25 protein-coding genes are annotated in these 25,701 nt (G+C 63.5%); 17 read left to right on the forward strand and 8 right to left on the reverse strand.

What is annotated here, in order from left to right; all coding sequences use genetic code 11:
* Nucleotides 1-9 precede the first annotated feature (9 nt).
* The 3 genes from BTW07_RS01440 (at nt 10) to BTW07_RS01450 (ending at nt 2,975) form a co-directional block, all read left to right on the forward strand.
* On the forward strand, nt 10-834 hold the full coding sequence (locus tag BTW07_RS01440; protein WP_075568353.1) for a transporter substrate-binding domain-containing protein: 825 nt from the start codon (nt 10-12) through the stop codon (nt 832-834).
* A 77-nt stretch (nt 835-911) separates the two neighbouring features.
* Entirely contained in the window at nt 912-2,042 is a 1,131-nt protein-coding gene (locus BTW07_RS01445) for a succinylglutamate desuccinylase/aspartoacylase family protein (RefSeq protein WP_075568354.1), read from the forward strand.
* Nucleotides 2,043-2,204: 162 nt separating this feature from the next.
* A complete protein-coding gene (locus tag BTW07_RS01450) occupies nt 2,205-2,975 on the forward strand; it encodes an ABC transporter substrate-binding protein (RefSeq protein ID WP_075568355.1) in 771 nt (256 codons plus the stop codon).
* A 138-nt stretch (nt 2,976-3,113) separates the two neighbouring features.
* On the opposite strand, the gene BTW07_RS01455 is transcribed toward BTW07_RS01450, so the two are convergent.
* Nucleotides 3,114-4,634, reverse strand: a complete 1,521-nt coding sequence (locus tag BTW07_RS01455; RefSeq protein WP_075568356.1) for an amino acid permease — start codon at nt 4,632-4,634, stop codon at nt 3,114-3,116.
* 410 nt (nt 4,635-5,044) lie between these two features.
* Between BTW07_RS01455 and BTW07_RS01460 the strand changes: the two genes are divergently transcribed.
* A complete protein-coding gene (locus BTW07_RS01460; protein ID WP_075568357.1) occupies nt 5,045-5,422 on the forward strand; it encodes a hypothetical protein in 378 nt (125 codons plus the stop codon).
* A gap of 159 nt (nt 5,423-5,581) precedes the next feature.
* On the opposite strand, the gene BTW07_RS01465 is transcribed toward BTW07_RS01460, so the two are convergent.
* A complete protein-coding gene (locus BTW07_RS01465) occupies nt 5,582-6,682 on the reverse strand; it encodes an AbrB family transcriptional regulator (protein WP_244158287.1) in 1,101 nt (366 codons plus the stop codon).
* A 168-nt stretch (nt 6,683-6,850) separates the two neighbouring features.
* Here BTW07_RS01465 and BTW07_RS01470 point away from each other — a divergent pair, with 168 nt between their 5' ends.
* Nucleotides 6,851-8,065: a PQQ-dependent sugar dehydrogenase gene (locus BTW07_RS01470; protein ID WP_075568359.1), complete on the forward strand. Its 1,215-nt coding sequence runs from the start codon at nt 6,851-6,853 to the stop codon at nt 8,063-8,065.
* A 9-nt stretch (nt 8,066-8,074) separates the two neighbouring features.
* Here the strand turns inward: BTW07_RS01470 and BTW07_RS01475 are convergent, their stop codons facing one another.
* From BTW07_RS01475 to ilvD, 4 genes are all read right to left on the reverse strand, one after another.
* The gene (locus tag BTW07_RS01475) at nt 8,075-8,569 is read right to left on the reverse strand and encodes a metallophosphoesterase family protein (protein WP_341864688.1); all 495 of its coding nucleotides are present in this window, start codon (nt 8,567-8,569) and stop codon (nt 8,075-8,077) included.
* Nucleotides 8,570-8,660: 91 nt separating this feature from the next.
* On the reverse strand, nt 8,661-9,083 hold the full coding sequence (locus tag BTW07_RS01480) for a hypothetical protein (RefSeq protein ID WP_075568360.1): 423 nt from the start codon (nt 9,081-9,083) through the stop codon (nt 8,661-8,663).
* Nucleotides 9,084-9,165: 82 nt separating this feature from the next.
* Nucleotides 9,166-10,347, reverse strand: a complete 1,182-nt coding sequence (locus BTW07_RS01485) for a uroporphyrinogen decarboxylase/cobalamine-independent methonine synthase family protein (RefSeq protein ID WP_075568361.1) — start codon at nt 10,345-10,347, stop codon at nt 9,166-9,168.
* Nucleotides 10,348-10,600: 253 nt separating this feature from the next.
* Nucleotides 10,601-12,325 (reverse strand): dihydroxy-acid dehydratase, encoded by a 1,725-nt coding sequence (gene ilvD / locus BTW07_RS01490; RefSeq protein ID WP_075568362.1) that lies wholly within the window; start codon nt 12,323-12,325, stop codon nt 10,601-10,603.
* Between the two features lie 370 nt (nt 12,326-12,695).
* Between ilvD and BTW07_RS01495 the strand changes: the two genes are divergently transcribed.
* The 7 genes from BTW07_RS01495 (at nt 12,696) to BTW07_RS01525 (ending at nt 19,724) form a co-directional block, all read left to right on the forward strand.
* Nucleotides 12,696-13,595, forward strand: coding sequence for a LysR family transcriptional regulator (locus tag BTW07_RS01495; RefSeq protein WP_075568363.1), 900 nt, complete (start codon nt 12,696-12,698; stop codon nt 13,593-13,595).
* A gap of 173 nt (nt 13,596-13,768) precedes the next feature.
* Nucleotides 13,769-14,563, forward strand: a complete 795-nt coding sequence (locus BTW07_RS01500; RefSeq protein ID WP_075568364.1) for a putative hydro-lyase — start codon at nt 13,769-13,771, stop codon at nt 14,561-14,563.
* A gap of 74 nt (nt 14,564-14,637) precedes the next feature.
* On the forward strand, nt 14,638-15,684 hold the full coding sequence (locus BTW07_RS01505; protein ID WP_075568365.1) for a TRAP transporter substrate-binding protein: 1,047 nt from the start codon (nt 14,638-14,640) through the stop codon (nt 15,682-15,684).
* 75 nt (nt 15,685-15,759) lie between these two features.
* Nucleotides 15,760-16,368, forward strand: a complete 609-nt coding sequence (locus BTW07_RS01510) for a TRAP transporter small permease subunit (protein WP_075568366.1) — start codon at nt 15,760-15,762, stop codon at nt 16,366-16,368.
* A complete protein-coding gene (locus BTW07_RS01515) occupies nt 16,368-17,648 on the forward strand; it encodes a TRAP transporter large permease (RefSeq protein WP_075568367.1) in 1,281 nt (426 codons plus the stop codon). The genes BTW07_RS01510 and BTW07_RS01515 overlap by 1 nt, the downstream gene beginning before the upstream one ends.
* Before the next feature lie 31 nt (nt 17,649-17,679).
* Nucleotides 17,680-18,363 carry a DUF2848 domain-containing protein gene (locus BTW07_RS01520; protein WP_075568368.1) on the forward strand — a complete coding sequence of 228 codons (684 nt, stop codon included), beginning with the start codon at nt 17,680-17,682 and terminating at the stop codon, nt 18,361-18,363.
* Entirely contained in the window at nt 18,360-19,724 is a 1,365-nt protein-coding gene (locus BTW07_RS01525; RefSeq protein ID WP_083941387.1) for an amidase, read from the forward strand. Before BTW07_RS01520 ends, BTW07_RS01525 begins: the two co-directional genes overlap by 4 nt.
* 36 nt (nt 19,725-19,760) lie before the next feature.
* On the opposite strand, the gene BTW07_RS01530 is transcribed toward BTW07_RS01525, so the two are convergent.
* Together BTW07_RS01530 and BTW07_RS01535 are read right to left on the reverse strand one after the other, a co-directional pair.
* A complete protein-coding gene (locus tag BTW07_RS01530; protein ID WP_075568369.1) occupies nt 19,761-21,083 on the reverse strand; it encodes an MFS transporter in 1,323 nt (440 codons plus the stop codon).
* A 163-nt stretch (nt 21,084-21,246) separates the two neighbouring features.
* Nucleotides 21,247-21,786, reverse strand: a complete 540-nt coding sequence (locus BTW07_RS01535) for a TetR/AcrR family transcriptional regulator (protein ID WP_075568370.1) — start codon at nt 21,784-21,786, stop codon at nt 21,247-21,249.
* Between the two features lie 96 nt (nt 21,787-21,882).
* Between BTW07_RS01535 and BTW07_RS01540 the strand changes: the two genes are divergently transcribed.
* The 5 genes from BTW07_RS01540 to BTW07_RS01555 all read left to right on the forward strand — a co-directional run bounded on the left by BTW07_RS01540 (nt 21,883) and on the right by BTW07_RS01555 (nt 25,694).
* Nucleotides 21,883-23,082, forward strand: coding sequence for an MFS transporter (locus tag BTW07_RS01540; RefSeq protein ID WP_075568371.1), 1,200 nt, complete (start codon nt 21,883-21,885; stop codon nt 23,080-23,082).
* A gap of 207 nt (nt 23,083-23,289) precedes the next feature.
* Nucleotides 23,290-23,448: a YhfG family protein gene (locus BTW07_RS19540; RefSeq protein WP_110640666.1), complete on the forward strand. Its 159-nt coding sequence runs from the start codon at nt 23,290-23,292 to the stop codon at nt 23,446-23,448.
* A gap of 3 nt (nt 23,449-23,451) precedes the next feature.
* Nucleotides 23,452-24,063, forward strand: a complete 612-nt coding sequence (locus tag BTW07_RS01545) for a putative adenosine monophosphate-protein transferase Fic (RefSeq protein ID WP_075568372.1) — start codon at nt 23,452-23,454, stop codon at nt 24,061-24,063.
* Between the two features lie 120 nt (nt 24,064-24,183).
* On the forward strand, nt 24,184-24,639 hold the full coding sequence (locus BTW07_RS01550) for a nodulation efficiency, NfeD-like protein (protein WP_075568373.1): 456 nt from the start codon (nt 24,184-24,186) through the stop codon (nt 24,637-24,639).
* 5 nt (nt 24,640-24,644) lie between these two features.
* Complete coding sequence (locus BTW07_RS01555; RefSeq protein ID WP_075568374.1) at nt 24,645-25,694, forward strand: SPFH domain-containing protein; 1,050 nt, start codon at nt 24,645-24,647, stop codon at nt 25,692-25,694.
* Nucleotides 25,695-25,701 lie beyond the last annotated feature (7 nt).

The following is a 25,701-nucleotide window of genomic DNA, read 5'->3' on the forward strand; positions in this document are numbered from 1 at the left end:
AGAGTCATCATGAACAAGTGGATCACCAGCGCGCTGATCGCCGGCGCCCTCTTCTCCGGTCAGGTCTTCACTCAGGCCATGGCTCAGGACGATAACAAGGACGCCATTCGTCTGGGTATCGATGTGCCCTACGAACCCTTCGTGGTGCGCAACGCAGACGGCGACCTCGAGGGCTTCGAGATCGATCTCGGCAACGAGCTCTGCGCCCGCGCCAACCTCGAATGCAGTTGGGTCGAGCAGAGCTGGGACGGCATCATTCCCGGTCTGCTGGCGCGCAAGTACGACGCGATCCTGTCGTCGATGGCGATTACGCCGGAGCGTGAGCGCCAGGTAATGTTCTCGCTGCCCTACTACAACACGCCGAGCGTCTGGATCGCCGCCCGCGATCGCGATATCGACATCGACGACAAGGACTCCCTGAAAGGGCTTTCCGTCGGCGTGCAGCGCGGCACCATTCGCGATGTCTATGTCACCCAGGAATATGGCGACGTTCTCGACATCCACCGTTACGGCTCTTCACAGGACGTGGTCAACGACCTCAAGTCCGGCCGACTCGACCTGACCTTCGAAGACTTCCCGATCGCCGTTGATGCCATCGATTTCCGTCAGGACGACAGCCCCTACAAACAGCTCGGCGACAGCATCAAGACGCCGACGTCGATCTTCGGCAAAGGCGCCGCCATGGCGTTCCGCCAGCGTGACAAGGCGCTGGCCGCCAAATTCGACCAGGCGATCTGCGCCGTCTACGCCGATGGCACCTTCGACAAGCTGATGGATCAGTATTTCGACTACGATCTGTCGGTACGTCCTGGCGAGCAGGACTGCGCCAAGTAAAACCGCCGCCACCGCCCGGCCGCTGAACTGACGGCCAGCAGGCCGGGCTTTTTCGATCCTTGAGCCGAGGAAGCGTCGTGGAACATCAGAAGCACCCCTTGATCAGCCCGGTGCCGGGCACCGAACGCCATATCGACAGCTTTCACTTCGGCCCGGCGGATGCCGAACGACATCTCTACGTGCAGGGCGCGCTGCACGCCGACGAGCTGCCGGGCATGCTGGTTGCCTGGACCTTGAAGCAGCGTCTGGCCGAGCTCGAAGCGCTGGGGCAACTGGCCTGCCGGGTGACGCTCGTTCCGGTCGCCAACCCGATCGGCCTGGATCAGCAGCTGATGGATACGCCGCTGGGCCGCTACGATTTCGAGAGCCTGACCAATTTCAATCGCCGTTACGCCAGCGTCGCCGACGAGATTGCCGATGGGCTGGACGCCGCGCTGAACGACGACATCGCCCACAATCGTAATGTGATTCGTGATCGCTTCGAGGCCGCACTGCTCGCGGCTCTCGCGAAAACCGGGCCGACCACCGCGCTGGAGTCGATGCGCCTGACCCTGCAGCGCCTGGCCTGCCGCGCCGATTTCGTGCTCGATCTCCACTGTGATTTCGATGCCGTGGAACATCTTTACACCACGCCGGCGGCGTGGCCCGTGTTCGAGCCGCTGGCGCGCTACTTCGGCTCCAAGGCCAGCATGCTGGCCACCGACTCCGGCGGGCAGTCGTTCGACGAGTGCTTCACGCTGGTGTGGGAACAGCTGCAGCAGACCTTCGGTGCACGCTTTCCAGTCGACTACGGCTGCCAGTCGGTGACGCTGGAATTGCGCGGTCAACGCGACGTCGACCATGACCTCGCCGGCCGCGATGCCCAGGCCATCATCGATTGGCTAAGACATCTCGGCCTCGTCGCGGGCGAGGCGCCGCCTCTGCCCGAACTGGCCTACCCGGCCACCGAACTGGCGGCAATGGACTTCCTGCATGCACCGATCGGCGGGCTGCTGGTGTTCCATGCCGCGCCCGGCATCGAGGTGGAAGCCGGTCAGCTGATCGCCGAGATCATCGATCCACTCAGTGATCGGGTCGAGCCAGTCCATGCGCCGCAGGCGGGCATGTTCTACGCCCGCAGCGAGCGCCGGATGGCAACGGCGGGGATGATCGTCGCCGATATCGCCGGCCATCAGAGTCACCGCAGCGGCTATCTGCTGGCGCCGTGAGTCAGGCGTTGATTGACGTGATATTCAATCGTGTAAGCTTTCGTTATGCTGCGGTTGTCGTCATTGGATGTCTCGAAGCGTTCGTGACTCGAGAAGGTCGCCATCGAATCGGGCCAAGTCGCAACACACAAGAACACACGTATCACTAAAGAGAAGCGATCCATGAAAAAACTGCTGACTACCAGCCTGCTCGGCGCCGCGCTGATCGCGGGTGTCGCCCAGGCCCAGGATACCGAACAGCTGCGTATCGGCGTCGATGTCCCCTACGAGCCGATGGAATACCGCACTCCGGACGGCGAACTGACGGGCTTCGATATCGAACTCGGCAACGCCATGTGCGCGCAGATCAAGGCCGACTGCGAATGGGTCGTGCAAGCCTGGGACGGCATCATTCCCGGCCTGCTGGCACGCAAGTACGACGCCATCATGTCGTCGATGACGATCAACGACGAGCGTCGCCAGACCGTGCTGTTCTCCGACCCGTACATCCAGCCGCCCTCCGCGTGGTTCGCTGCCGCCGACAGCGGTATCAAAACGGTCTATCCCGAGTCGCTGAAGGGCAAGACCATCGGCGTCCAGCGCGGCACGCTGCAGGATAACTACGTGACCGACATGTATGGCGACGATGCCAACATCAGCCGCTACACCACCGCCGATGACCTGGTACTGGACATGGACGCCGGTCGTGTCGACGTCGCCTTCCTCGACTTCCCGGTGGGCAAGTCCACGCTGCTGGACAGCGAAGAAGGCAACTACGTCACCGTCGGCGACATGATCAGCGAGCCGGAGAAGTATTTCGGCGAAGGTTTCGGCATGGCCTTCCGTCCGCGTGACAAGGAGCTCGCCGAGCGCTTCGACGACGCCCTGGCCACGCTGAAGGACAACGGTACCTACGACAAGATCTACGACAAGTACTTCAAGGTCCAGCAGTAACCGAGGCTTCCAGGGCGCGTCGCTCGCTTCCAGCCACGCGCCCTGGCAAACATTCTGCGCTTCAAAACGCACGGCCCCGGTCTCATGATCGGGGCCGTGCGCCTGTGGAGCATCGGTGTTCGACGATAGCCCGCGCGATCAACGCTTGGGCGTTGCCGGTACCGTCCCGCCACTCTTCTCGCCAATCTTCTCGCCGCGCTCCATGGCGAACTCCTCTTCCGGCGACAGAATCAGCCGGTGGCGACCCACGATGGCGAAGTAGGCAATCGCCACGGCAAACCAGACGATGACGCCGAGAATGCCGACACGGTAGGTCGGATCGCTCAACTGAAAGAACAGCGTCACCAGCGCGATGACGATCGTGACCCAGGCGCCCGGTTCGCCGAACGGACTACGATAGGGTCGCGCGATATCGGCTCGGTTTCTGCGCAGCAGGATGAACGAAGCGGCCTGAGCGATGTAGGAGCACATGGCACCGAACACCGCCATGTTGAGCAGCGTCCCGCCGATCACCGCCGAACCCTGATCGATCCCCAGACCGACGAACAGCACCAGCATGATGACCAGCCCGAGACAGGCACCGGCGATCATCGCCACGTGCGGTGTCTTGCGGGTGCCGTGGGTGACCGACAGCCAGGTCGGAAAGTAGCCGGCGCGCGACAGCGAGTAGATCTGGCGGCCCTGGGCGAAGATGATGGTATGAAAGCTCGAGATCAGCCCGATGATCGCCACCAGCGCCAGCACCTTGGCCAGACCGCTGCCGTAGATCGCCGTGAATCCGTCCAGCAAGGGTTCGCCGCTCTGGCCCAGCGCATAGGCGCCGACACCGACCAGAGACGGGTTCAGGAACAGCACCATCGAGGCCGAGACGATCAGGGTGATCATGCCCAGAATGATGCCCTTGGGCATGTCGCGCTTGGGATCGACGGCTTCCTCGGCGGCCAGCGGCAGTTGCTCGATGGCCAGGAACAGCCATACCGCGAACGGCATCGCTGCCAGCGCGCCACCGATACCCATGGGCAGGAACGGCCCGCCACCGCCCTCCAGCAGCTCCCCGTCACTGCCGATGTTCAGCGCCCAGACCGAGAAATCGATATTGGGAATGGCCGATATCCAGAACACCACCAGCACCGCCAGGGCCAGCAGCGTCACCGTCAACGTCACCTTGAAGGAGAGCTCCACGCCGACGATGTTGAGACCCACGAACAGGATATAGCCGATGCCCCACCATAGCGGCTGTATTGCCGCCGGCGTCTCGAAGATGCTGCCCAGATAGGAGCCAATGAAGAAGACGATGACTGCCGGCGTCAGAATGTACTCGACGTTCTCGCACAGCCCGGTAATGAAGCCACCCCAGGGCCCCATCGACGACCGGGCGAAAGAGTACGCCGCTCCGGTATGTGGCAGCGCCGGCGACATCTCGGCGATACAGAATGTCAGCCCCAGATACATGATCGCAATCAATACGGTCGCGATCGCCATGCCACCCCAGCCGCCGAGCGACAGTCCCAGATTCCAACCCGAGTAGTGGCCGGAAATGACCGCGCCCACGCCCAGCGCCCATAGCGACCAGGGGCCAGCGTAGCGGCTCAACCCGCGCTGTTCGAAGTAGCTGGCATCCTGCTGCCGATATTGAATGTTGGAAGATTGTCGTTGCATACCTGCTCCCGCCGTTGTCGTTGTTGTGTTTGCTGGATCGTCAGATTGCGAAGCCAACCGATGGGCGGCGCACCGTAACCCCGCGCCACGAGCGAAACCGCGTTGACGACTCAGGAATACTGCAGACCCGAGTCGTCCGCAAACCCCGTGACGCGATTGGAACAGTGGCCCCGGAACAGGGCGTAGGAAGAACCGTCTCATCAATCGGGAAATCGCAATCGCAATCCCTGCCGATGACTACGTTAGACAGCAATTGTTTACCGTTCTGATGTGGAGAGCCGAACTGGCGATCCGTATTCTGCTAGGCAACGCTCGATCCGACAGCGTCGAAAAGCGTCCTCGAAGGCGCCGTATAAGAAGACGATCTGCCCACCGACAGAGGCTATCGCGTTCAGCAGCAGGGGGACTTCATGGATCAATGGCTCCATCTAACGCCGGAAGAGATAGCAACGTGGCTGGGCTTATGTTCCATCGCGTTGATCTATCGTCATTTTTCCAACTCTGCCCCGCACGCGACGCCGATGGCGTCCGCGAGCGACAAAGGGGCGGAAGCCGCCGTCCAGGTCGCCGCTCACCCGGTCAACGGCAAACTGCAGGTCTACCACCTCTCGCGCTGGTTCGAAGCCGTGTTGATCGATCCCGCCAACCCGCCTCTGCGCGACGGCGAGACGGTCTATCTGATTCGCTGGGAAAATCGCCAGGCATGGGTCAGCCGAGTTCGCAGCCACACCCCGACGCCCTCCCCATCGAGACGCGCCCAAAAGCGCTGGCAGTGGAGTTTCGACTAAGCTCTGTCTGAAAAATCGGCGAGCGATGGCCAGACAAGGCAAAAATTGACGAAAAAGCGGAGTTTACGAGGTGTAAATGAGCATTTTGAGTCAATTTTTAACGCCGGATGGGCGAGCGCAGGCATTTTTCAGACAGAGCGTAGCACTGTCAGGGCAAATCTAGATCGTCGAAGGCCGTGCAAACCGCGCCACCAACCTCGCCATGGCCGGCCCTACCAGCACGACGGTGAACAGCCTCAACGTCTGCAAGGCCACCACCAGTCCAACGTCGGCATGAGTATCGATGGCGATGATCGTCATCGAATCGAGACCGCCGGGGCTGGTGCCCAGATAGGCCGTGATGAATTCGGTATGCATCAGCACGGTCATCAACCAGGCCGACAGGGCGCAAAGTGCAATCAGGATCAGCGAGGCGAGAATCATCTTGCCGAGGGCGCGGGCAATGTTATGGATGGTCTCGCGGTCGAAGCGTAGTCCTACATAGGTGCCGATGATCCCGTAGGCCAGCTCCAGCAGCGGCTGTGGCAGCACAATGGTGATCGCCCCGGAAAGATGAAGCACGCTGCCAACCACCACCGGCCCCAGCAGTGCGCCGGCGGGGAGGCGCCGATCGAACACCCACACCCCGATGACGACGACGAGCAGCGTGACGGCGAAGTTTCCCAGATCTCCCAGGCGGGCGGGCAGATTGGCGGCATGGCCCGCGCCACTGCTATCGGTCACGCCGAGATAGTGACTGACCAGCGCCCCTATCAGCACCACGCAGACCACGCGCACGTACTGCATCGCCGCCACGATCCGCGGATCGGCATCGCTCTCCTCGGCCATCGCCACCATCGCCGCGGCGGCGCCCGGGGTCGTGCCCCAGGCAGCGGTGGAGCCCGGCAGCCCACCGTAGCGCACCAGACCGATTCCCACGATCAGACTCAGCAACAGCGTGATGGCGGTCGCGATCAGCATTACCGGCCATGAGTCGAGGATCTTGAACAGCACCGACAGGGTCAAGGTCTGGGCGATCAGTACGCCGATCACGCCCTGGCTGAGCTTGAAGCCGATCCGCGGCAGTTTCAGGCCACCGATCATTACCCCATAAGCGATCGAGACCGCCATGGGGCCGATGAATCCGCCAGCCGGCATATGCACCGCATCCAGCAATCGATTGGCAATGACGCAGCACAGGACGAGCAGCAGCCAGCGCATCCAGGTGGGAGGGGGAGCGCGGAACAGGGGTGAGCGTGGCGCGGGCGAGTCGGCGGACAAGATCAAACTCCAGTAAAAGGCTAACTATATCAATTCTCATGGACCACAGGCAGCGTTTGTCGACAATCTTCATGTCCGGCCTGACACCGTGACGAGACTCGCCGCCGGAAGAAGGCTGCTACAGTCAACAGTGAACCGTAATGCCAGCCTCACGCCGTGGAGACCGACATGATTCGAAATCTCGTGACCTCGTCCAGTACCGCTCTACTGCTATCGCTGAGCGGCGAGACGCTAGCCCAGGAACCCGTGCACAGCGGCCCGCCCAACGCGCCGGGGCAGACGCCGGCATTCGAAGGCCAGACCCGCGCCCCCGCGATCGAGGACCGGATCGCGCTGACCCCGACGACGATAGCGCAAGGATTGGCACATCCCTGGGGGTTGGCATTTGTCGACAACGGCATGGCGTTGGTGACCGAGCGTCCCGGCCGCCTGCGTACCGTCGATCTGGAAAGCGGCACGCTCTCCGCCCCGATCGAGGGTCTGCCGGAAATCGACGCCCGCGGCCAGGGCGGCCTGCTGGACGTGGCGCTCGATCCTGACTTCGCCGGCAACCGTCGGATCTACTTCAGCTACGCGGAGCCCAGGGGAGACGGCGAGAACGGTACGGCGGTCGCTCGCGGCGTGCTCAGCCAGGATGACAGCCGACTGACGAACGTCGAGGTGATCTTCCGCCAGACACCGGCATGGGATTCCACCAAGCATTTCGGTTCCACGCTGACGTGGGACGCCGAGGGCCGGCTCTACGTGACGCTCGGAGAGCGCTCACTGCCCGAGCCGCGTCAGCTGGCGCAGGATCTGAACGCGCATCTGGGTAAGGTGGTACGGATCAACGCGGACGGCTCGATTCCCGAGGACAACCCGTTCGCCGACGGCAACGCGGGCCTGGCCGAGATCTGGTCCTACGGCCACCGCAACGTCCAGGGTGCAGCACTGGAACCGACCAGTGGCCGGCTATGGACGATCGAGCACGGCCCGAAAGGAGGCGACGAGCTCAATCGTCCCGAGGCCGGCAACAACTATGGCTGGCCGGTGATCACCTACGGCGAGGACTACAGCGGCGCACCGATCGGCGACGGGCTGACCGCAAAGGAAGGGATGGAGCAGCCGGTCTACTACTGGGATCCGGTCATCGCGCCGGGTGACATGGCCTTCTACGAGGGGGAGCGCTTCCCCGGCTGGCAGGGCGATCTGATCATCGCCTCGCTTTCCCCCGGCGGCCTGGTGCGGCTCACGCTCGATGGCGAACGGGTGAGCGGCGAGCAGCGTCTGCTGCCGTCGCTTGGCCGAGTTCGCGACGTGACGGAAGGCCCGGACGGCGCACTGTGGGTGCTGACGGATGCCAGCAACGGCGCGCTGATCCGGATCGTGCCCGAAGACGAGTGATTTCCGAACTCACAGCGGCAGATGGATGATCGCGCTGCGGATGCCGTCGGCATCGATCCACAGCTTGCCGAGCGTGATCGGCAAGCGGAAACGGCGCCTGCCCGCCGCCCCGGGGTTGAACCACAGCTGGCGGCCGGCGGCCTCGTCCCGCCACGCGTTGCGCGGCTTGTGCGAATGACCGTGCAGCACGGCCTCGAATGCCATCTGCGCGTCGATGTCCGCAATGTCGTGAACCAGCTGGAGATCGTGCCCATTGACCACCAGACGCCGGTGTGACGGCAGCGTCGCACACTCGCCTTCGCGATCGATATTGCCACGGACCGCGAAGACGGGCGCGAGCCCGGAGAGACGCTCGAGAATCGCCGGATCACCGACGTCGCCCAGGTGAATCAACGGATGACAGTCCGCCAGCAGTGCCAGCGCTTCGTCACGCAGCAGCCCGTGAGTGTCCGAAATGACGCCGACCGGAGACGTCGTCTCGACGATGTCTGCGGGGATGCTCACCAATGACCTCCTGATGAAAAGCCGTGGCCGGTCGAGGAGTGCAAACGCAGACGGCCCCGGGGGGCCGCCTGCAACGTTGCACGAGTCCGCTTCACGATTTGACGCTGGTCGACTCGCCCATACCCTTGTAGGTCATGTTGCCGTCGGCATCGATCTCGCAGGTCAGGTTGTACTTGGCGTTACCCTCGCCAAGCAGATCGACCAGCAGCTCGAAGGTATCCCCCTTCTCGAGCTCCTCGGCGTCGTACTCCTTGGCGTTGTTCTCGTAGATGGAATTGCCTCGGAATGTCTCGCTACCCTCGTCTTCCTGCAGCGCGAGATCGAGACACTCCCTGGCGAGTTTGGGAGCTCCCTCCGCTTGCGTCTCTGTTTCATGCGCGCCTTGCTGCTCACCGACCTGAGACCCTGACGACTTGTCCTTGTCGCCCTGCCCATCCAGCTCCTGTGCCACCGCGCTACCGGCGATCAACATGGCGCCCAGCGCCAGCCCGGCATTCATCCATTTGGTCGACATTGCACCTCTCCCTGTTGTGCCGTTTGCCCCTGCAGTATAGGAGTGCCCCCGATCACTGCACGGAAATCGTCGCGGTTCTCTTTCAGCCCCACAGCCGGCGGGTGGCGATGGCCGCGCCCTCGCTCAGCGCCTTGAGCTTGGCCCAGGCCACGTCCTGGGCGACGAACTCGTAGCTGGCGAAGGTGCCGAAACCGCAGTCCGTGCCTGCCACCACCCGCTCGCGATCACCGATGGCCTCGACCGAGGCGCAGATCCGGTTGGCGACCACTTCGGGATGCTCGAGATAGTTGGTGGTGACGTCGATCACGCCCGGCATCAGCAGCATGTGGTCCGGCAACGGATGCGTCTTGAACGAGACGGTCTCGTGCTCATGACGCGGATTGCCCAGCGGAATGCTCAACGCCCCGACCTTGGCGCGGTAGAGAATCGGCAGCAGCTCGGCCACCGGCACGTCGTCCTGGTGCGGGCCCTGCCAATTGCCCCAGCAGACATGCAGACGCACCTTGTCGGCCGGAACGTTCTCCAGCGCCAGGTTGATCGCCTCGACGTGCAACTCGACCCGTTCGAGAAACGTACCAAGATCGTCATCGCCGAACATGATGACCCGCTCCATGGCCAGATCCGGCGCGTCGAGCTGCAGCACATGGCCGGCAGCGACGATGGCCTCGTACTCCTGCTTCATCTCGCGCGCGACGGCCAGCACGTAGTCGCGGTCGGTGGGATAGTCGGGATTGTTCTCCGCGCGCAGCATGGTCGTGGTGACGACGCCCGGTGACGCGGCGGTCAGGAAGGTTTCCAGCGGTCGGGCACGATGGGCGAGCGCGGCATCGAACGACGCGAGTTCCGCCTTCACGCCGGCCAGTGTCGGATCGTACTGAACGGCGCGCTGGGCCAGCGGCGTGTTCCAGACCTTGGCCAGATCCTCCGAAACCCCGATCTGGCGCGCCATGTGCTCGGCGTAGCCGGGAAAGCGTTGGATATCCAGCGTCGGCTTGCGCCGTCCTTCACCACCGAAGCCGGTCATGCGCTCGGTGACATAGGTCGAAAAGCCGACGCGCGGCGCCTCGCCATTATTGATGCTGTCGAGCCCCGCCTCGAGCTGCGCGCCGATCACGCCATCCAGGCAACGTGCGACCTCGCCATCGAACGTCGCGGCGTCGACCGCCTTGCCCTGCTCGCGCATGACCAGCAGCTTCGACAGCTCGAGAGTTCTGGGCAGGCTGCCGGTGTGTGTCGTGATGATTCGGTCGCGACTGGTTTTCATGATCATTCCCTGATGGGGTTGTGCGGTTCGAACAGCATGAAGATCGGCATGCGCCGAGCCGTCGAAAGCGTAGGTCGCCAAGGATACCCAAGCGCCGGCGATGATAGGCCCGCGAGCACATGAAACTTATGCAGCTCGATCATGAATTCAATTCACGATCAGATCGAACGAACGCCTGACAGCAAAACGCCCCGATGCAAAGCACCGGGGCGTCGATTTCACTGACACGGCCAGCGAACCGCTGGCCGACGTCTCAGTCTTCCAGCGCTTCGGGCAGGTCGGTGACCGCGCCCCTGGAAGCCGAACTGACCGTCTTGGCATACTTGGCCAGGGTGCCGCGGGTATAGCGCGGTGCCGGGCGCTTCCAGGCCGCTCGGCGACGATCCATCTCGGCATCGTCGATGTGTACGGTCATGACGTCGTTCTCGGCATCGATGGTGATCTCGTCGCCGTCTTCAACCAGGCCGATGGGGCCGCCGACGAAGGCTTCCGGGGTGATGTGACCGACCACGAAACCGTGGCTGCCACCGGAGAAGCGGCCATCGGTGATCAGCGCCACCTTGTCACCCAGGCCACGCCCCATGATCGCCGAGGTCGGCGTCAGCATCTCGCGCATGCCGGGGCCACCCTTCGGCCCTTCGTAGCGAATCACCACGACGTCGCCGGCGACCACCGTCAGATCGTTGATCCGCGCCTGCGCTTCCTCTTCGGAGTTGAATACCCGGGCACGACCGGTAAAGCGCGTGCCTTCCTTGCCGGTGATCTTGGCCACCGCCCCTTCCGGCGCCAGATTGCCATAGAGGATGCGCAGATGGCTGGTCGCTTTGACCGGCTCGTCCAGCGACTTGATGATCTGCTGGTCGAGCGGATACGGCTTCACGCCGGACAGATTCTCGGCCAGCGTCTTGCCGGTGACGGTGATGCAGTCGCCGTGCAGCAGGCCCGCGTCGAGCAGGATTTTCATCATCGGCTGGATACCACCGATCGCCACCAGCTCGCTCATCATGTATTGGCCGCTCGGGCGCACGTCGGCCAGTACCGGCACGCGCTTGCCGATCTCGGTGAAATCATCGAGCGAGAGCTCGACGCCAACGGTATTGGCGATCGCCAGCAGGTGCAGCACGGCGTTGGTGGAGCCACCGAGGGCGATGACCACGGTAATGGCGTTCTCGAACGCCTCGCGGGTCATGATATCGGAGGGCTTGAGATCCAGCTCGAGCAGCTTGAGCACGGCTTCGCCGGCGGCGCGGCTGTCGTCGTTCTTGGTCTGGGAGACGGCTTCCTGGGCAGAGGAATTGGGCAGGCTCATGCCCATCGCCTCGATCGCCGACGCCATGGTGTTGGCGGTATACATGCCGCCACAGGAACCCGGCCCGGGAATCGCGGTCTCCTCGATCTGCTTGACCTCGATCCGCGACATGTTGCCTTGGGAGTAGGCACCCATCGCTTCGAATACCGAGACGATATCGGTATGGCCCGCGCCCGGCTGAATGGTACCGCCGTAGACGAAGAGGCTGGGGCGGTTCAGACGCGCCAGGCCGATCATGCAGCCGGGCATGTTCTTGTCGCAGCCGCCGATGGCGACCACGCCGTCGAAGCCCTCGCAGCCGGAAACGGCTTCGATGGAGTCGGCGATGATCTCGCGCGAGGCCATCGAGTACTTCATGCCCTCGGTGCCGTTGGCGATACCGTCGGAGATGGTGATGGTGTTGAAGATCACGCCCTTGCCACCAGCGGCATCGGCACCGTCACTGGCGGCTTCGGCCAGCACGTTGATGTGGCTGTTGCACGGCGTCACGCGGCTCCAGGTCGAGGCGATACCGACCTGGGGCTTCTTGAAATCCTCGTCGGTGAAGCCCACCGCCCGCAGCATGGCGCGACTGGCAGCCTTGCCGGGGCCATCCACGACATTGGCGGAGTGGCGACGTCGGTGATCGGTGTTGGCGGGAAAATTGTCGTCCGGGGAATCCTGGCTCATCAAGCGCTCCTGTTTTCGTCTGTTCGCCTCGCGGGCAATCCGGCTACCACGTCGGGCAGAAGTTGAACGACACATGCCGGCTGAAGTGATGCAGAAAAAGATGACGGTCGGCGTGCATCGAGGTGTCACGGTCAGATGACAATGCACGGACGCGATGGCTCTTGTGAAGCGGCTCTCGTGAAGCCAGTCGGACGCGTCCGATACAGAAAGGGTGACCCATTGTAGCGGCCCGAAGCGCGCGCGGACATCCGACGATGGCGGAAATCGCGCATCTCCCCGGCCAGATCATCCATGCAATACTGGCGGGCAACCGGTTTCTTTTTACCTTTACCTTTACCGTTACCTTTACCGCGACCCGAGCGACCCCGTCATGTTCGACTTCAAGGAAATCGAGGCCTTCGTCTGGATCGTGCGACTGGGATCGTTTCGTCTTGCCGCACAGCACCTGCACCTGACCCAGCCTTCCATCTCGGATCGTATTGCCCGGCTCGAGGACTTCGTCGGCGGGCCGTTGCTGGATCGCGCCCAGCGCCCGATCCAGCCCACGCCGAAGGGTCGACAGTTCTACCGCCACGCTCAGCACATGCTGGAGACGCGCCAGGAAGCGATGGCGATGCTCGAGGCCAACAACCCTTTCCAGGGGGTGCTGCGCCTCGGCGTGGTCGAGACCGTCGCTCACAGCTGGTTGCCGGCGTTCATTGCCGAGCTCGCCGACCGCTTTCCCGACATGACGCTTCAGCTCGAGGTGGATGGCACGCCGGGGCTCGCCAACCGGCTGCTCAATCGCCAGATCGACATGGCTTTCACGCTGGGGGCGGTCGACGCCCAGGACATACTCAGTCGTCCGCTATGCCACTACCCGACCGGCTTGATCGTCAATCCGTGCCTAGGGTTCGATCCTGACACCTTTTCACTGGCAGCGTTGGAACGCAGCGGCACGCCGCTGATCACCTTTGCCAGCGACAGCCGCCCCTATCGGGAGTTGCAGTCTCTGCTGCATCAACAGCGCCTGGAGCGGATCAAACTGCACTGTTCCGGCTCAGTCTGGACCATCGTGCGCCTAGCGCTGGATGGTATCGGCGTCGGTGCCATTCCGCCCCGCATCGTCGAACAGGAGATCGCCCGCGGCGAGCTCGTCACGCTGCCCTGTGATCTGCCACGGCTGGACTTCGCGGCCTCCTGGCCGCAGCACATCGACAAGGCACTGGCCGATGGCGTCATCGACCTGGCGATCGAACTCGGCCAGCGGGACCAGCGCGAGCACGCCTGACACTGACAGGGCGTTGCCGATGGACCCGGCCATTGAAAGGTTTTGCCGATGAAAAGGCATCATAAAAATCGATTGGATTGATGCGCCATGAACTCATAGCGTTGGATTGCATAAGGTGGCGTCCGGCTCTGTCGGCCAAAGCTGCCACGACAATGACAATCAGGATCGACAAGATGCTCTCTCTCGACGCTATCGTCTCTCCAGCCGATGCACGCGCCGCTATCCGCCGCGGCGACTGGCCCAACACGACCACCGGTATCGCCAAGGGCTATGCCCAGGCCAATCTGGTCATCATCCCCGAGGCCTACGCCAGCGACTTCCTGCGTTTCTGCATGGCCAATCGAGCGGCCTGTCCGGTACTCGATGTCAGTGAACCGGGCAGCTTTCATCCGCAGGCACTGGGAGACGCGATCGACCTGCGCACCGACGTACCCCGCTACCGCGTCTACGAACATGGCGAACTGGTCGACGAGCCAGCCGATCTGGTCTCTCGCTGGCGCGACGATCTGGTGACCTTCTCGATCGGCTGCTCGTTCTCGTTCGAGGAGCCGCTGCTCGCCGAGGGCGTGCCGGTTCGCCACATGGCCGCGCGCACCATCGTACCGATGTACCGAACCCGTATTCCGCTGATACCCGCCGGCCCGTTCCACGGCAGCTACGTCGTCTCGATGCGCGCCATGTCGCCGGCCGATGCCATCCGCGCGGTGCAGATCACCACCGACATGCCCAGCGTTCATGGCGCCCCCCTGCATCTGGCGCGACCGGAGCTAATCGGCATCGACGATATCCACCGGCCGGACTTTGGCGATGCGCCAGTGATGGAAGCCGGCGATATTCCGGTGTTCTGGGCCTGCGGGGTGACGCCGCAGGTCGCGCTGATGAATGCGAAGCTACCCTTCGCCATGGCCCATGCCCCGGGTCACATGCTGATCACCGACATTCCCAACTATCGCCTCAAGTATCGGTAGCGGCGATATCGCGGCGGTCACGCCGCTCGCGCCTGCCGAAGACTCGTAAAACAACCTCAACAAGCGAGACTCCCATGAAGAAGACACTGCTTGGCCTCACGCTCTCCGCCCTGACTGTCGGCCTTGCCCAGAGCGCCGCCGCCGATACCAGCCTCAATGTCGTCGGTACCTGGAGCGCGGTCTCCCTGCACAAGAACTTCGAAAAGCCGTTCTGGACCGAGACCCTGCCCAAGGCCAGCGACGGTCAGATCCAGGTCCAGATGACGACCTTCGATCAGATGGGCATCGAAGGCAGCGATGTCTTCACCTATCTGAAAAACGGCCTGTTCAATGTCGGTATGACGTTCTCGGACTATGTCGGCGGCGAGGCGCCGGCGCTGGAAGGGCTCGATCTGCCGATGATGACCACCGATCCCGTCAAGGCACGCGAGGTCAGCGAGGCATTCATGCCGATCGCCGAAAAGACGATGCAGTCTCACTACAATGCGCACGTGCTGGCGATCGCGCCCAACACGCCGCAGGTGGTGTTCTGCAATACGCCGATCACTGGCCTCGGCGATCTGCAGGGCAAGAAGGTTCGCGCCAGTGGCCGCACCACGGCGGAGTTCCTCTCCGCTATCGGTGCCCAGAGCACGGTCATGGCCTTCAACGAGGTCCCCGGCGCGCTGGAGCGCGGCGTGATCGACTGTGCCGTCACCGGCTCGCTCTCCGGCTACAACTCCGGCTGGCAGGATGTCGCCGATTATCTGCTGCCGCTGCCCATCGGCGGATGGGACACAGTCATCACCGCGGTCAGCAACGATACCTGGAGCTCACTCGACGATGAGACCAAGCAGATCATCGAAGACCAGATCGAACCTGGTTTCGTCGATCCGGTCTGGAACAATCTGGCCAAGGACGAACAGCAGGGCATTGCCTGTCTGACCGGTAACGGCGATTGCGAACATGGCGATCCGGGCGACATGAATCTGGTCGAGGTGACCGATGCCGACCGCGAGCGTGCCCATCAGGCTCTGGTCGACGCCGTACTGCCGAGCTGGGCATCGCGCATCGACGACGAGACGATCTCACTTTGGAACGAGAACGTCGCACCGCTGGTCGCGCTTCCCATCGTCAAGTGACCAGCACCACCTAAATCCCGCTCATTCCGGCCGGCGCCAGCGCGCGTCGGCCGGGCCGCGATGCAGGTATCCAACATGCTCTCTCTCGTTTCGCTGGTCGACGTGCTCGTGCACGCTGTGCGTCAAATCTCCCGCTGGGCCGCTCGCCTCATCGGCCTGCTACTGCTTGCCGTGGTGACGTTGGTCATTATCGAGGTCGTCAGCCGCAAACTGCTGGGTCACTCCTTCGAAGGCGTGCAAGAGTATGCCGGTTATGTCCTTGCCATTCTCTCGGCCTGGGGCCTTTCGCATACGCTGGTCGAACGTGCCCATATCCGCATCGACGTCGGCTACTCGAAGCTGCCGATCGCCGCCCGCGCCGCGCTCGACCTGCTCTCGATCCTCGCCGTCAATCTGGTCGGCTGGATGATCGTCATCCACGCCTGGCCAGTGTTCTCGGGGTCGCTTTCCAACCACACCACCGCCAATACGCCGCTGTCGACGCCGCTGTGGATACCGCAGCTGGTCTGGGTGTTGGGCTACACCTGGTTTGCCCTTTCGGCGGCGGTGCTCGCGATTCGCGCCCTGCTGGCCGCGACGCAGGGCGACAGTGCCACGATCCATACGCTGATCGGCATGGGTCATGACGCCGATCAGCAGGAAGCTGGCGACCTCGAAACCGCGACAGCAAGGGGAAAATCCTGATGCTGCTCTATCTCTCGATCGGAATTCTGGCGCTACTGCTGACCGGCATCCCTGTCGCCATTGTGTTATTCCTGCTCGCCTTCGGCGTCGATCAGTTTTTTTCGTTCTTTCCGCTGATGCGGGCGCTAGGGCAGAATCTCTGGTCGGCAGCGGATTCGTTCTTGCTGATCGCGATACCGCTGTTCGTGCTGATGGGCGAAATCATCGTGCGTGCGGGGATCGCCGAGCGCGCCTATCGCGCCATGGATCACTGGCTTTCCTGGCTGCCCGGCGGTCTGCTGCATGCCAACGTGATGACCTCGATGCTGTTCTCGGCCACCTCTGGATCGTCGGTGGCCACCGCCGCGACGATCTCCACTGTGGCGCTGCCGCAGGGCGACAAGCTCGGCTATCACCCGCGGCTTTTCTGCGGCAGCATTGCCGCCGGCGGAACGCTGGGCATCCTGATTCCACCGTCGATCAATCTGATCGTCTACGGCTTTCTGACCGAAACCTCGATCCCCAAGCTGTTCGTTGCCGGGCTGCTGCCGGGGCTGCTGCTGACCGGCCTGTTCATGCTGACGGCCATCCTGTTCTGCGCGATCAAGCCGTCGCTCGGGGGGCCACGCAGTCACTCGAGCTGGCCGGAGCGCCTGCGCCACCTGAAGTTCCTGCTGCCGCTGCTGATCCTGTTCGTCGCCATCGTCGGCTCGATCTACACCGGCTGGGCGACGCCCACCGAAGCCGCCGCCATCGGCGTGGTGGTAGCGCTGATCCTCGCCGCGTTCAATCGGCGACTGGACTGGCGCATGTTGACCGAAGCCCTCGACAACACCGTGCGCACCACCTCGATGATTCTGTTCATCATGCTGGCGGCCTCGTTTCTCAACTTCGCGCTCGCATCCGCCGGCCTTTCCAACCAGCTGACCCAATTGCTGACCCAGCTCGATCTTTCGCCGATGGGATTGCTGCTCTGCGTGCTGGCGCTATTGGTGATTCTCGGTTTCTTCATCGAGACTTTGTCGATGATGGTGATCACGCTGCCGATCATCGCGCCGCTGCTGTTCGCCGCGGGCTTCGACAAGGTGTGGTTCGGCGTGGTGATGATCCTGTTCGTCGAGATGGCGCTGATTACGCCACCGGTCGGTCTCAACCTCTACATCGTGCAGGCATCGCGTCGCGGCAAGCCATTTTCCGACGTGATCATCGGTACCTTACCGTTCATTGCCGCCATGCTGGTGATGGCCGTACTGCTGATCGCTTTTCCGAGCATCGCGCTATGGCTCCCGAACTCGCTGTAATTCTTATCCATCGAATGCGGAAACCTATCTCATGCTGACTTTCGAAACGCCCCAAGGCTCCCTTAGCGTCACCCCGCAACGCCTGGCCATCGCCGGCTGGGCCGGCCGCGATCAGGCCGGTGTCCAGCATCACATCGACGAGCTGGCCGCCATCGGCGTCAAGCCGCCGTCGAGCGTGCCGCTGTTCTACCGCGCCAGCGCCCAACTGCTGACCCAGGCGGAAAACGTCGAGATGCTCGGCGGCGAGGGCTCCGGCGAAGCCGAAGTCTGTCTCGTCAGCGATGGCGACGGCCGGCTGTGGGTGACGCTCGCCTCCGATCACACCGATCGCAAGCTGGAAGCCGTGGGCGTGGCCGAATCCAAGCAGCTCTGCGCCAAGCCGGTCGCCATCCAGGCCTGGCCATTGGACGAGGTGCGCGATCATTGGGATTCGCTGGAACTGGCAAGCGAGATCGAGGAGAGCGGCCAGCTCGTCAGCTATCAGCAAGGCACTCTCGCCGAGCTGCTGGATGTCGAGACGCTGCTGGCCAAACTGCCCGCCGCGATCAAGCATGGCGAATCGCTGGCATCCAACACGCTGCTGCTGTGCGGCACCGTGCCTGCCATCGGTGGTATCCGGCCCAGCCCGCGCTTCTCGATGACGCTCAACGATCCGGTCCTCAACCGTCGTCTGAGCCACGCCTACACCGTGATCGAACTCGAGGTAGCCCAATGAGTCAGCTCGATGCCGCCAAGGCGTTCTGGAATTTCCCTCCTCGGCAACGCCGGCTGGCCGACTGGCAGGCGGCGGTCGATGGCAACGCCTTCACCCCCGCCCAGGCGCTCGAGGCGCTGATCGAGCGGGCCCAGTCACAGGCCGACGTCACCGCCACGGCCTTCATCCAATTCGATGCCGACAAGCTGCGTGACCGGCTGATGCGAGTCCACCTGGCCGAATCGCTGGCCGGTCTGCCGATCAGCATCAAGGATCTGTTCGATGTCCATGGCGAGGTGACCAAAGCCGCCTCCCGGGTGCTGGGTAACGGCAAGCCTGCCACCGACGATGCGCCCGCGGTCAAACGTCTGCGCCGCGCCGGTGCGCTGCTGACCGGACGCACCAACATGAGCGAGTTCGCGTTCTCGGGGCTCGGTCTCAATCGACACTACGGCACGCCGCCCAATCCGTTCGATGCCGAGCGCATCACCGGCGGTTCGACCTCCGGCGGCGCCGCGTCGGTCGCCTTCGGCCTCGCCGCGGCGACGCTGGGCAGCGACACCGGCGGTTCGCTGCGGATTCCCGCCGCGTTCTGCGGGCTGACCGGCTTCAAGCCCAGTCAGCAAACCGTGCCCGGCGAAGGCGCCTACCCGCTCGCCCCGAGTCTCGACTGCGTCGGCCCGATCGCGCCCAGCGTCGACTGCTGCGCGCGGTTGTGGTCGGTACTGGCCGAACGGCCGATGCCGCCGCTGGATGCCAGGCCGCGCCCGCTGCGGCTGGCGATCGCCGAAGGCGGATTACTGAGCGAACTCGACGACGCGGTTCGCGACGGTTTCGAGGCGGCCGTCGCTACCCTCGAAGCCAGGGGGTGTTGCATCGAGCGCCTGCCGTTCGCGGCCGTCGACGGCGCGCTGGCGATCAATCAGCAAGGTGGACTGGTCGTGCCGGAAGCGGCGGCGCTGCACCGTGAGCAGCTCGCGCATGCGGAGGCCGAATACGATCCGCTGATCGCCGAACGTCTGAATGGCGGCCGTGATATCAGTGCCGCCGACTATCTTCAGCGCCTCTGGCCGAGAGCGAACTGGCAACGACGTTTCGAGCACGAAATGGCCGGCTTCGATGCAGTGCTGCTGCCCACGGTGGCGACGCTTCCGCCACGGCGGGCCGAGCTCGAGAACGATGCCGCCGCGTTCCAGCGGGCGAATCGGCTGGCGCTGCGCAACACCAGCGTCTTCAACTATCTCGACGCGGCCTCGATCTCGCTGCCCTACTTCCCTTCAGGCGCGGAGCTGCCGATTGGCCTGATGCTGTCTCGCCCCCAGGGCGACGATGCCGCGCTATTGCAGCACGCCTGCGTGGTGGAGGCGATGTTGCAAGAGTGAGTCGCCTGGGGAGCCCCAGGGCTCCCCGCGATGGCGTCAGCGCCTGACGAGATGGAACCAGCGGCCCATCTTTTCGATCAACCCAAGCGGCGGCATGGCCGGCATGTAGAAGTCATGGACCGAAGAGTCCGTCATTGATGACGAGACGGGCTTCCGGCCAGCGCCCCGAGCAGCCACGACTTTCTTTTGTCGCTCGTCCTGCTTTTTATCCGAGCGATATCCGACCAGCATCGTCGCCAGCGCGATCAGCGCAAAGAGGATAAAGCAGAATGCGTATCCGCGGCTGCCGATCAGGTAGCCTGCCAGCGGTGAGCCGACGATCTGGCCCACCGCGATCATCAGAAACGGCAGGCCGAGGCCGATGGCCGGGCGGTCACTGTAGAGGCGCACGCCCCAGACCAGATAGATGCCGGTGAGCATGATGTAGCCCGCCCCGAACAAGACCGCGGACAATAGCACCGCCGGCAGGCTAGACGGCATCAGCGCCAGCAGGCAGAGGGCGAGCGCCAGCGCGGCCAGCGTCGAGCGATGCACCCCATTGATACCGAAGCGTTTGACGAGATCCCCCGCGAGGCCACCGACGAGGCCCGCGACACCGATCAGAATCCAGACGATATTGGCCATCGCCTGGTCGAAATTTCCTTGCGTGACGACCGATTCGCTCGAAAAGGTCCAGTAGGCGGCGCTGGCGATTCCCGTGCCCGCAGCGGCCAACATCACTCGCCACGCCGATGCCCGCCATAGCCCGCCTCTATTCCGACGGTCCTCTTCCTTGGGAGAAGCGTCGCCACGCTCCTCGGAACCCCGAGGTCGCGGTACGCTGACGAGCAGCAGCACGGCGTTGAACAGCGCGGTCACCGCGAAGGCGGCGTAGGCGATTCGCCACTGCCCCGTCGCGATGAAAGCCACCGGGCCGGAGATGGCGACCCCCAGGCTGGTACCGGCATTGATGACGGTATTGGCGCGTCCCTGGCGGGCGGTCGCGATCGACGTCGATACCGCCTGCGCCATGGGCGGTGACGCCAGGCCGGTGCTGGCACCCGCCAGCAGAATGGCACCGGCCAGCCACACTGCACTGGTGCTGACGGCGATGACCGCCATCCCCGCTGCAGCAACCAGCGCCGCGACGACGGCCATCAATCGGGCGCCGAAACGCTCCACCAGCAGCGCGCTGACCACGATGGCGAGACAGTAGCCGAGATAGGCGCCGCTGCCGATGGCACCGGCCATGGCCGAACTCAGCCCGACATCCTCGCGCATGCTGGGCAGGAAGAGTCCGTAGGCGAAGCGGGCCAACCCGTAGCTCACCCCGATCAGCAGGGTGCCGGCAACGACGAGCCGAAGTTCTTGACGGGTCATATCAGGATCCTTTTTGGCTGGCGCGTCGGGCGGCAGCAAGGCCGCGAGACGACGCTCGTGGTGTAAAATGATCGTTTTCCTCATAGTCGTGACGAATCCGCCGGCCTCGGGCCGGAGAAGTGGATCAGGGTCGTGTCAGACCGTCAGGTCATGCTTGGCCGCGTCAGGACGAGAGCCCTTGGGTGCGTGCGCCCTCGATCAGGCGCCGTGCGGCGCGCCGAGCGCCTTCGACGGCGGCCCCGCCCCGGTAGGTCGCGGCATGGGTCGCGCCCTCGAACAGCAGCAGAATCGCCTCGGTCAGCTCGTCGTCGCGGTGTCCGATCTCCGCCACGACGATGTCGTCGATGCGTTGCCGCAGGCGCTCCTTGTGCCGGGCCATCACCTCGACGATCTCCGGCACGCTACCCCCGGTTTCTCCCCAGGCCCGCAGGAACAGGCAGCCCCGCGCGCCCTCCTCGGCGAACCAGGTTTCCAGCGCGCCGAACAGCGCATCGACGCTGTCGGCGTTGATCCGCCGATGGAAGCGACGATCGCGCTCGTTCAGGACCGCGGCCATCAGGCCGTTCTTGCTGCCGACGTGCTTGTAAAGCGTGCGGCTCGAAATGCCGGCGGCCTGGGTCAGCCGGTCCATCCCGGTGGCGGTGAAGCCGTGGCGGTCGAAGAGCTGCTCGGCGGTCGAAATGAGTCGTGTGCGAATGTCCATGGCCTCAGTGTAAAACGATCACTTTACATGTACAACCATCGATGCGCCGATCAACGATGATAAGATGCCGACCCATTCTGCGAAGGATCATTCCCCGTGTCGCCAGCCTCGATCTCTCGTCCCGCGCTACCGGCCTGGCTGTGGCTCGTCGCTTTCGGCCTGGCGGCGATCAACCTGCGTGCACCGATCGTCGTCATCGGGCCGGTGCTCGATCCGATCATGTCGACGCTCGCCATCGGCGCGGGGACGGCAAGCCTCTTCACCACCGGGATGATTCTCTGTTTCGGGCTGCTGTCACCGCTGGCGCCGGGCTTCGCCGATCGCGTCGGCCTCGACCGTGCCATCGCCTGCGCGATCACGCTGATCGCCATCGGCGGCGTGCTGCGCGGTGTCGAGAGCCTGACGGTCATGCTGCTCGGCACGCTGTGCGCGGGGATGGGCATCGCCTTCGGCAACGTGTTCATGCCGAGCCTGGTCAAACGCGATCGCGGTGATCGACTCGGCCGCACCATGGGGCTCTATACGGTGATGATGGGCGTCGGCGCCACGATCAGCGCCGGCAGCGCCATTCCGCTGATGAATCTGTCGGGAAGCTGGTCGACTCCGATCTGGCTGTGGGCCGCCTTCGGTGTCGGTTCCGCCATCGTGTGGTGGCGGGTGGCGCTCTCGCTGGCCCCGGCCGAACAGGCATCGAGCCGTCGGCCGCCGATGTCGCGCCTGTTCAGAAGTCCGGTGGCGTGGACATTGACGCTGTTCATGGGCGCCCAGTCGCTCAGCTTCTACACCCTGCAGACGTGGGTGCCGGCGGTGGCGATCCAGGCCGGCGTACCCGTGGCGACCGCCGGGATCATGCTGTCGCTGATCAATCTCACCAGTATTCCGGGCAGCTACGTCGTCGCCCGGCTGGCCTCGCGGCTGACCCATCACAGCCTGCTGGTGCTCGGACTCTGCTCGCTGGTGGCACTGGCGCTGTTCGGCCTGCTGCTGGCACCCGCCGCCTCGCCGTTGCTGTGGGCGCTGCTGCTGGGCGCCGGTCAGGGCGGCTGCTTCGCCTTCGCGCTGACCATGATCGTGCTGCGTACCCGACAGCCCCAGCATGCCGCGATGCTCTCGGGCATGTCCCAGAGCATCGGCTACCTGATGGGCGCCAGCGGTCCACTGCTGTTCGGCGCCCTGCACGGCCTGAGCGGCGACTGGCAGCTGTCACTGACCTTCCTGATCGTGCTGCTCGCCGGCCAGAGCGTGGCCGGCGTGCTGATCGGCCGGCCCAGGATGGTCAAGCTGGGAGACGACTGACGCATCCAGCCGAGCACGCCATGGTCTTCACATCATTTCTCGCATGCGAATCGAGGGTGACCGCTATCCTCTTTCTCGTAACGATCTCTGATACGCTTCTAGATTCATGGCGGGCAGAAAAAACAACAAAGCCAACTAGCATCAGCTCATTGACTCCATCGCGGGCCACGATGCGTTAGAATAGAAAAAACGCTTGCAGGAGTCGTCATGCCAAACGTATCTCTCAAGGCTAAGCGGGCCTATTTCGCCAAGGTGAAACAGGCCAACTATGCGGCCAGTCTGCGTCTCGAAGGGATGGACTCGACTATTCCATCCCGCCCCCTGAGCAGTAAGGCGGCTGTTCTGGAAAAATATCGTCAGAATTGATCCGTGGATAAGTACGGCGCCGGTCAGGATCCCTATTGCTATGAGGGGACCACCATACTCAGGAACTTACTGGGCATTGGGGATGACCCGACACTGGAAGCCGCGGAGCGCGAACTGACGGTTCTCGCAGCAGAGACTATTCAGTTCGCCCCACCACCTTACGACCTCGGTTATTTAAAGCGCCTTCATCATCAGCTATTTGCCGATCTTTACCCCTGGGCCGGTGAGCTCCGAACCATCGACATCACCAAAGGCGAGACTCGCTTCTGCAACGTACAGCGCATCGAACCCGAGGCTGGCAAGCTCTTCACTCGCCTGGCCCAGGAACAGGAATTCACCAACCTTTCTCGCGGCCCACTGGTCAGCGCCATCGCTGAGTTCTATGGCGATTTGAACGTCATTCACCCCTTCAGAGAAGGCAACGGTCGAGCTCAGCGCCTCCTTTTCGAGCATCTTGTCATCAATGTCGGCTACGAAATTTCATGGGATGGAATCCAGCGTGAGGAGTGGCTGCACGCCAATATCGCTGCCTACCATTGCGACTACGAGGCCATGACTATCATCTTCGATAAATGCATCGGTCGGCCACTGGATGAATTGCCTCCCGATCCATGAGGTTTTTTGCCAGTCTGCGGTTTGACCGCTTTGCAGTGAAGCTGACGAGCCCCGGGCGCCGGCTGGCATCGAGCGCCGACCTCGAGAAGTTTTCTCCCGACTCGATCACCGAGGACCGATATGGACTGGAACGTGGCTTATGTCTGGCTGGCCGTCGCGCTGCTGCTGGGGCTGGCGGAGCTGGCCTCCGGCGCGCTGGTATTGCTGGCGCTGGCGATCGCCGCCGCCACCGCAGCGCTGCTGGCCTGGCTGGGCGCTTCATTGACCTGGCAACTGATCGGCCTGGGGCTCGTCGCCGGGGTGCTGCTGCCGGTGGTCATCCGGGTGATCCGCCCCCGATTCTCACCGCCGGGCGTCGACTACGGCACCACTGGCACCGGCGTCGAGAAGGGCAACGAGTACCGCACGCTCAAGCGCGATTTCGATGGCGCCAGCGGCCTCAAGATCAATGGCGATTTCTATCGACTGAGAGTTGCCGACACCGACACGACCGAGCTGCCACTGGGCAGCCCGGTCATCTTTCAGCATTTCGACGGCACCGAGGCCATCGTCACGCTGAAGCGCCCAACGGAGTGACCAACATGGATTTTCTTGCCAGCCCGGGTCTGATCATCAGCCTGATCATCGTCGCCATCGGCGTGCTGCTCATCGTCAAGGGGCTGGTGATCGTTCGCCAGTCTGAGGTGATGGTCGTGGAGCGCCTGGGGTCGTTCAATCGGCTGCTCGAGAGCGGGATCAACTTCATCATTCCGTTCATCGAGCAGCCTCGCGCCATCAGCATGATCCGCTATCGCAAGCAGGGCGAAGAGTACTATCCCATCGCCACCGACGAGATCCGCATCGACCGCCGAGAGACGGTAATGGATTTTCCCGGCCAGCCGGTTGTGACCACCGACAACGTGACGGTCACGATCAATGGCGCGCTCTACTATCAGATCATCGACCCCAAGCGGGCCGTCTACGAAGTCGCCAACATGAGCCAGGCCGTCGAGGTGCTGGCCAAGACCACGCTGCGTTCGGTGGTGGGCAAGATGGAGCTGGACAAGCTGTTCGAGTCGCGTGCCGAGGTCAACAACGCGATCCAGTCCGCCATGGAGGAGCCTGCATCCAAGTGGGGCGTCAAGATCTCCCGTGTCGAGGTGCAGGACATCGCCATGCCCGAGGAGGTCGAAAGTGCCATGCGCCTGCAGATGGCCGCCGAGCGTAAACGACGCGCGACGGTAACCGAAGCCGAGGGCGAGAAATCCGCCGCCATCGCCATGGCGCAGGGCCAGCGCGAGTCGTCGATTCTCAACGCCGAAGGCGACAAGCAGTCCGCGATCCTGCGTGCTCAGGGCGAGCAGGAATCGATCAAGCTGGTGCTCAATGCCATCGGCGAGAACGAAGAGAACAAGCGAACCGTGGTGGGCTATCTGCTCGGCCAGAGCTACATCAAGGCGCTGCCGACCATGGCCAAGGATGGCGAGCGCGTGTTCATCCCCTACGAGTCTTCCGCCCTGCTCGGCAGCATGGGCATGTTCCGGGAACTGGCCGGCTCGCCGGAAGACACCGTCAGTCAGCACCTCAAGACGCGTCACGACTCCTCGAACCTGCGCAGCGGCATGGTCGGCGGGGCTGCGGGCCAAGGCTGACCGGCCG

Origin of the sequence: Salinicola socius (genome assembly GCF_001937195.1) — a bacterium.
Lineage (GTDB): Bacteria > Pseudomonadota > Gammaproteobacteria > Pseudomonadales > Halomonadaceae > Salinicola > Salinicola socius.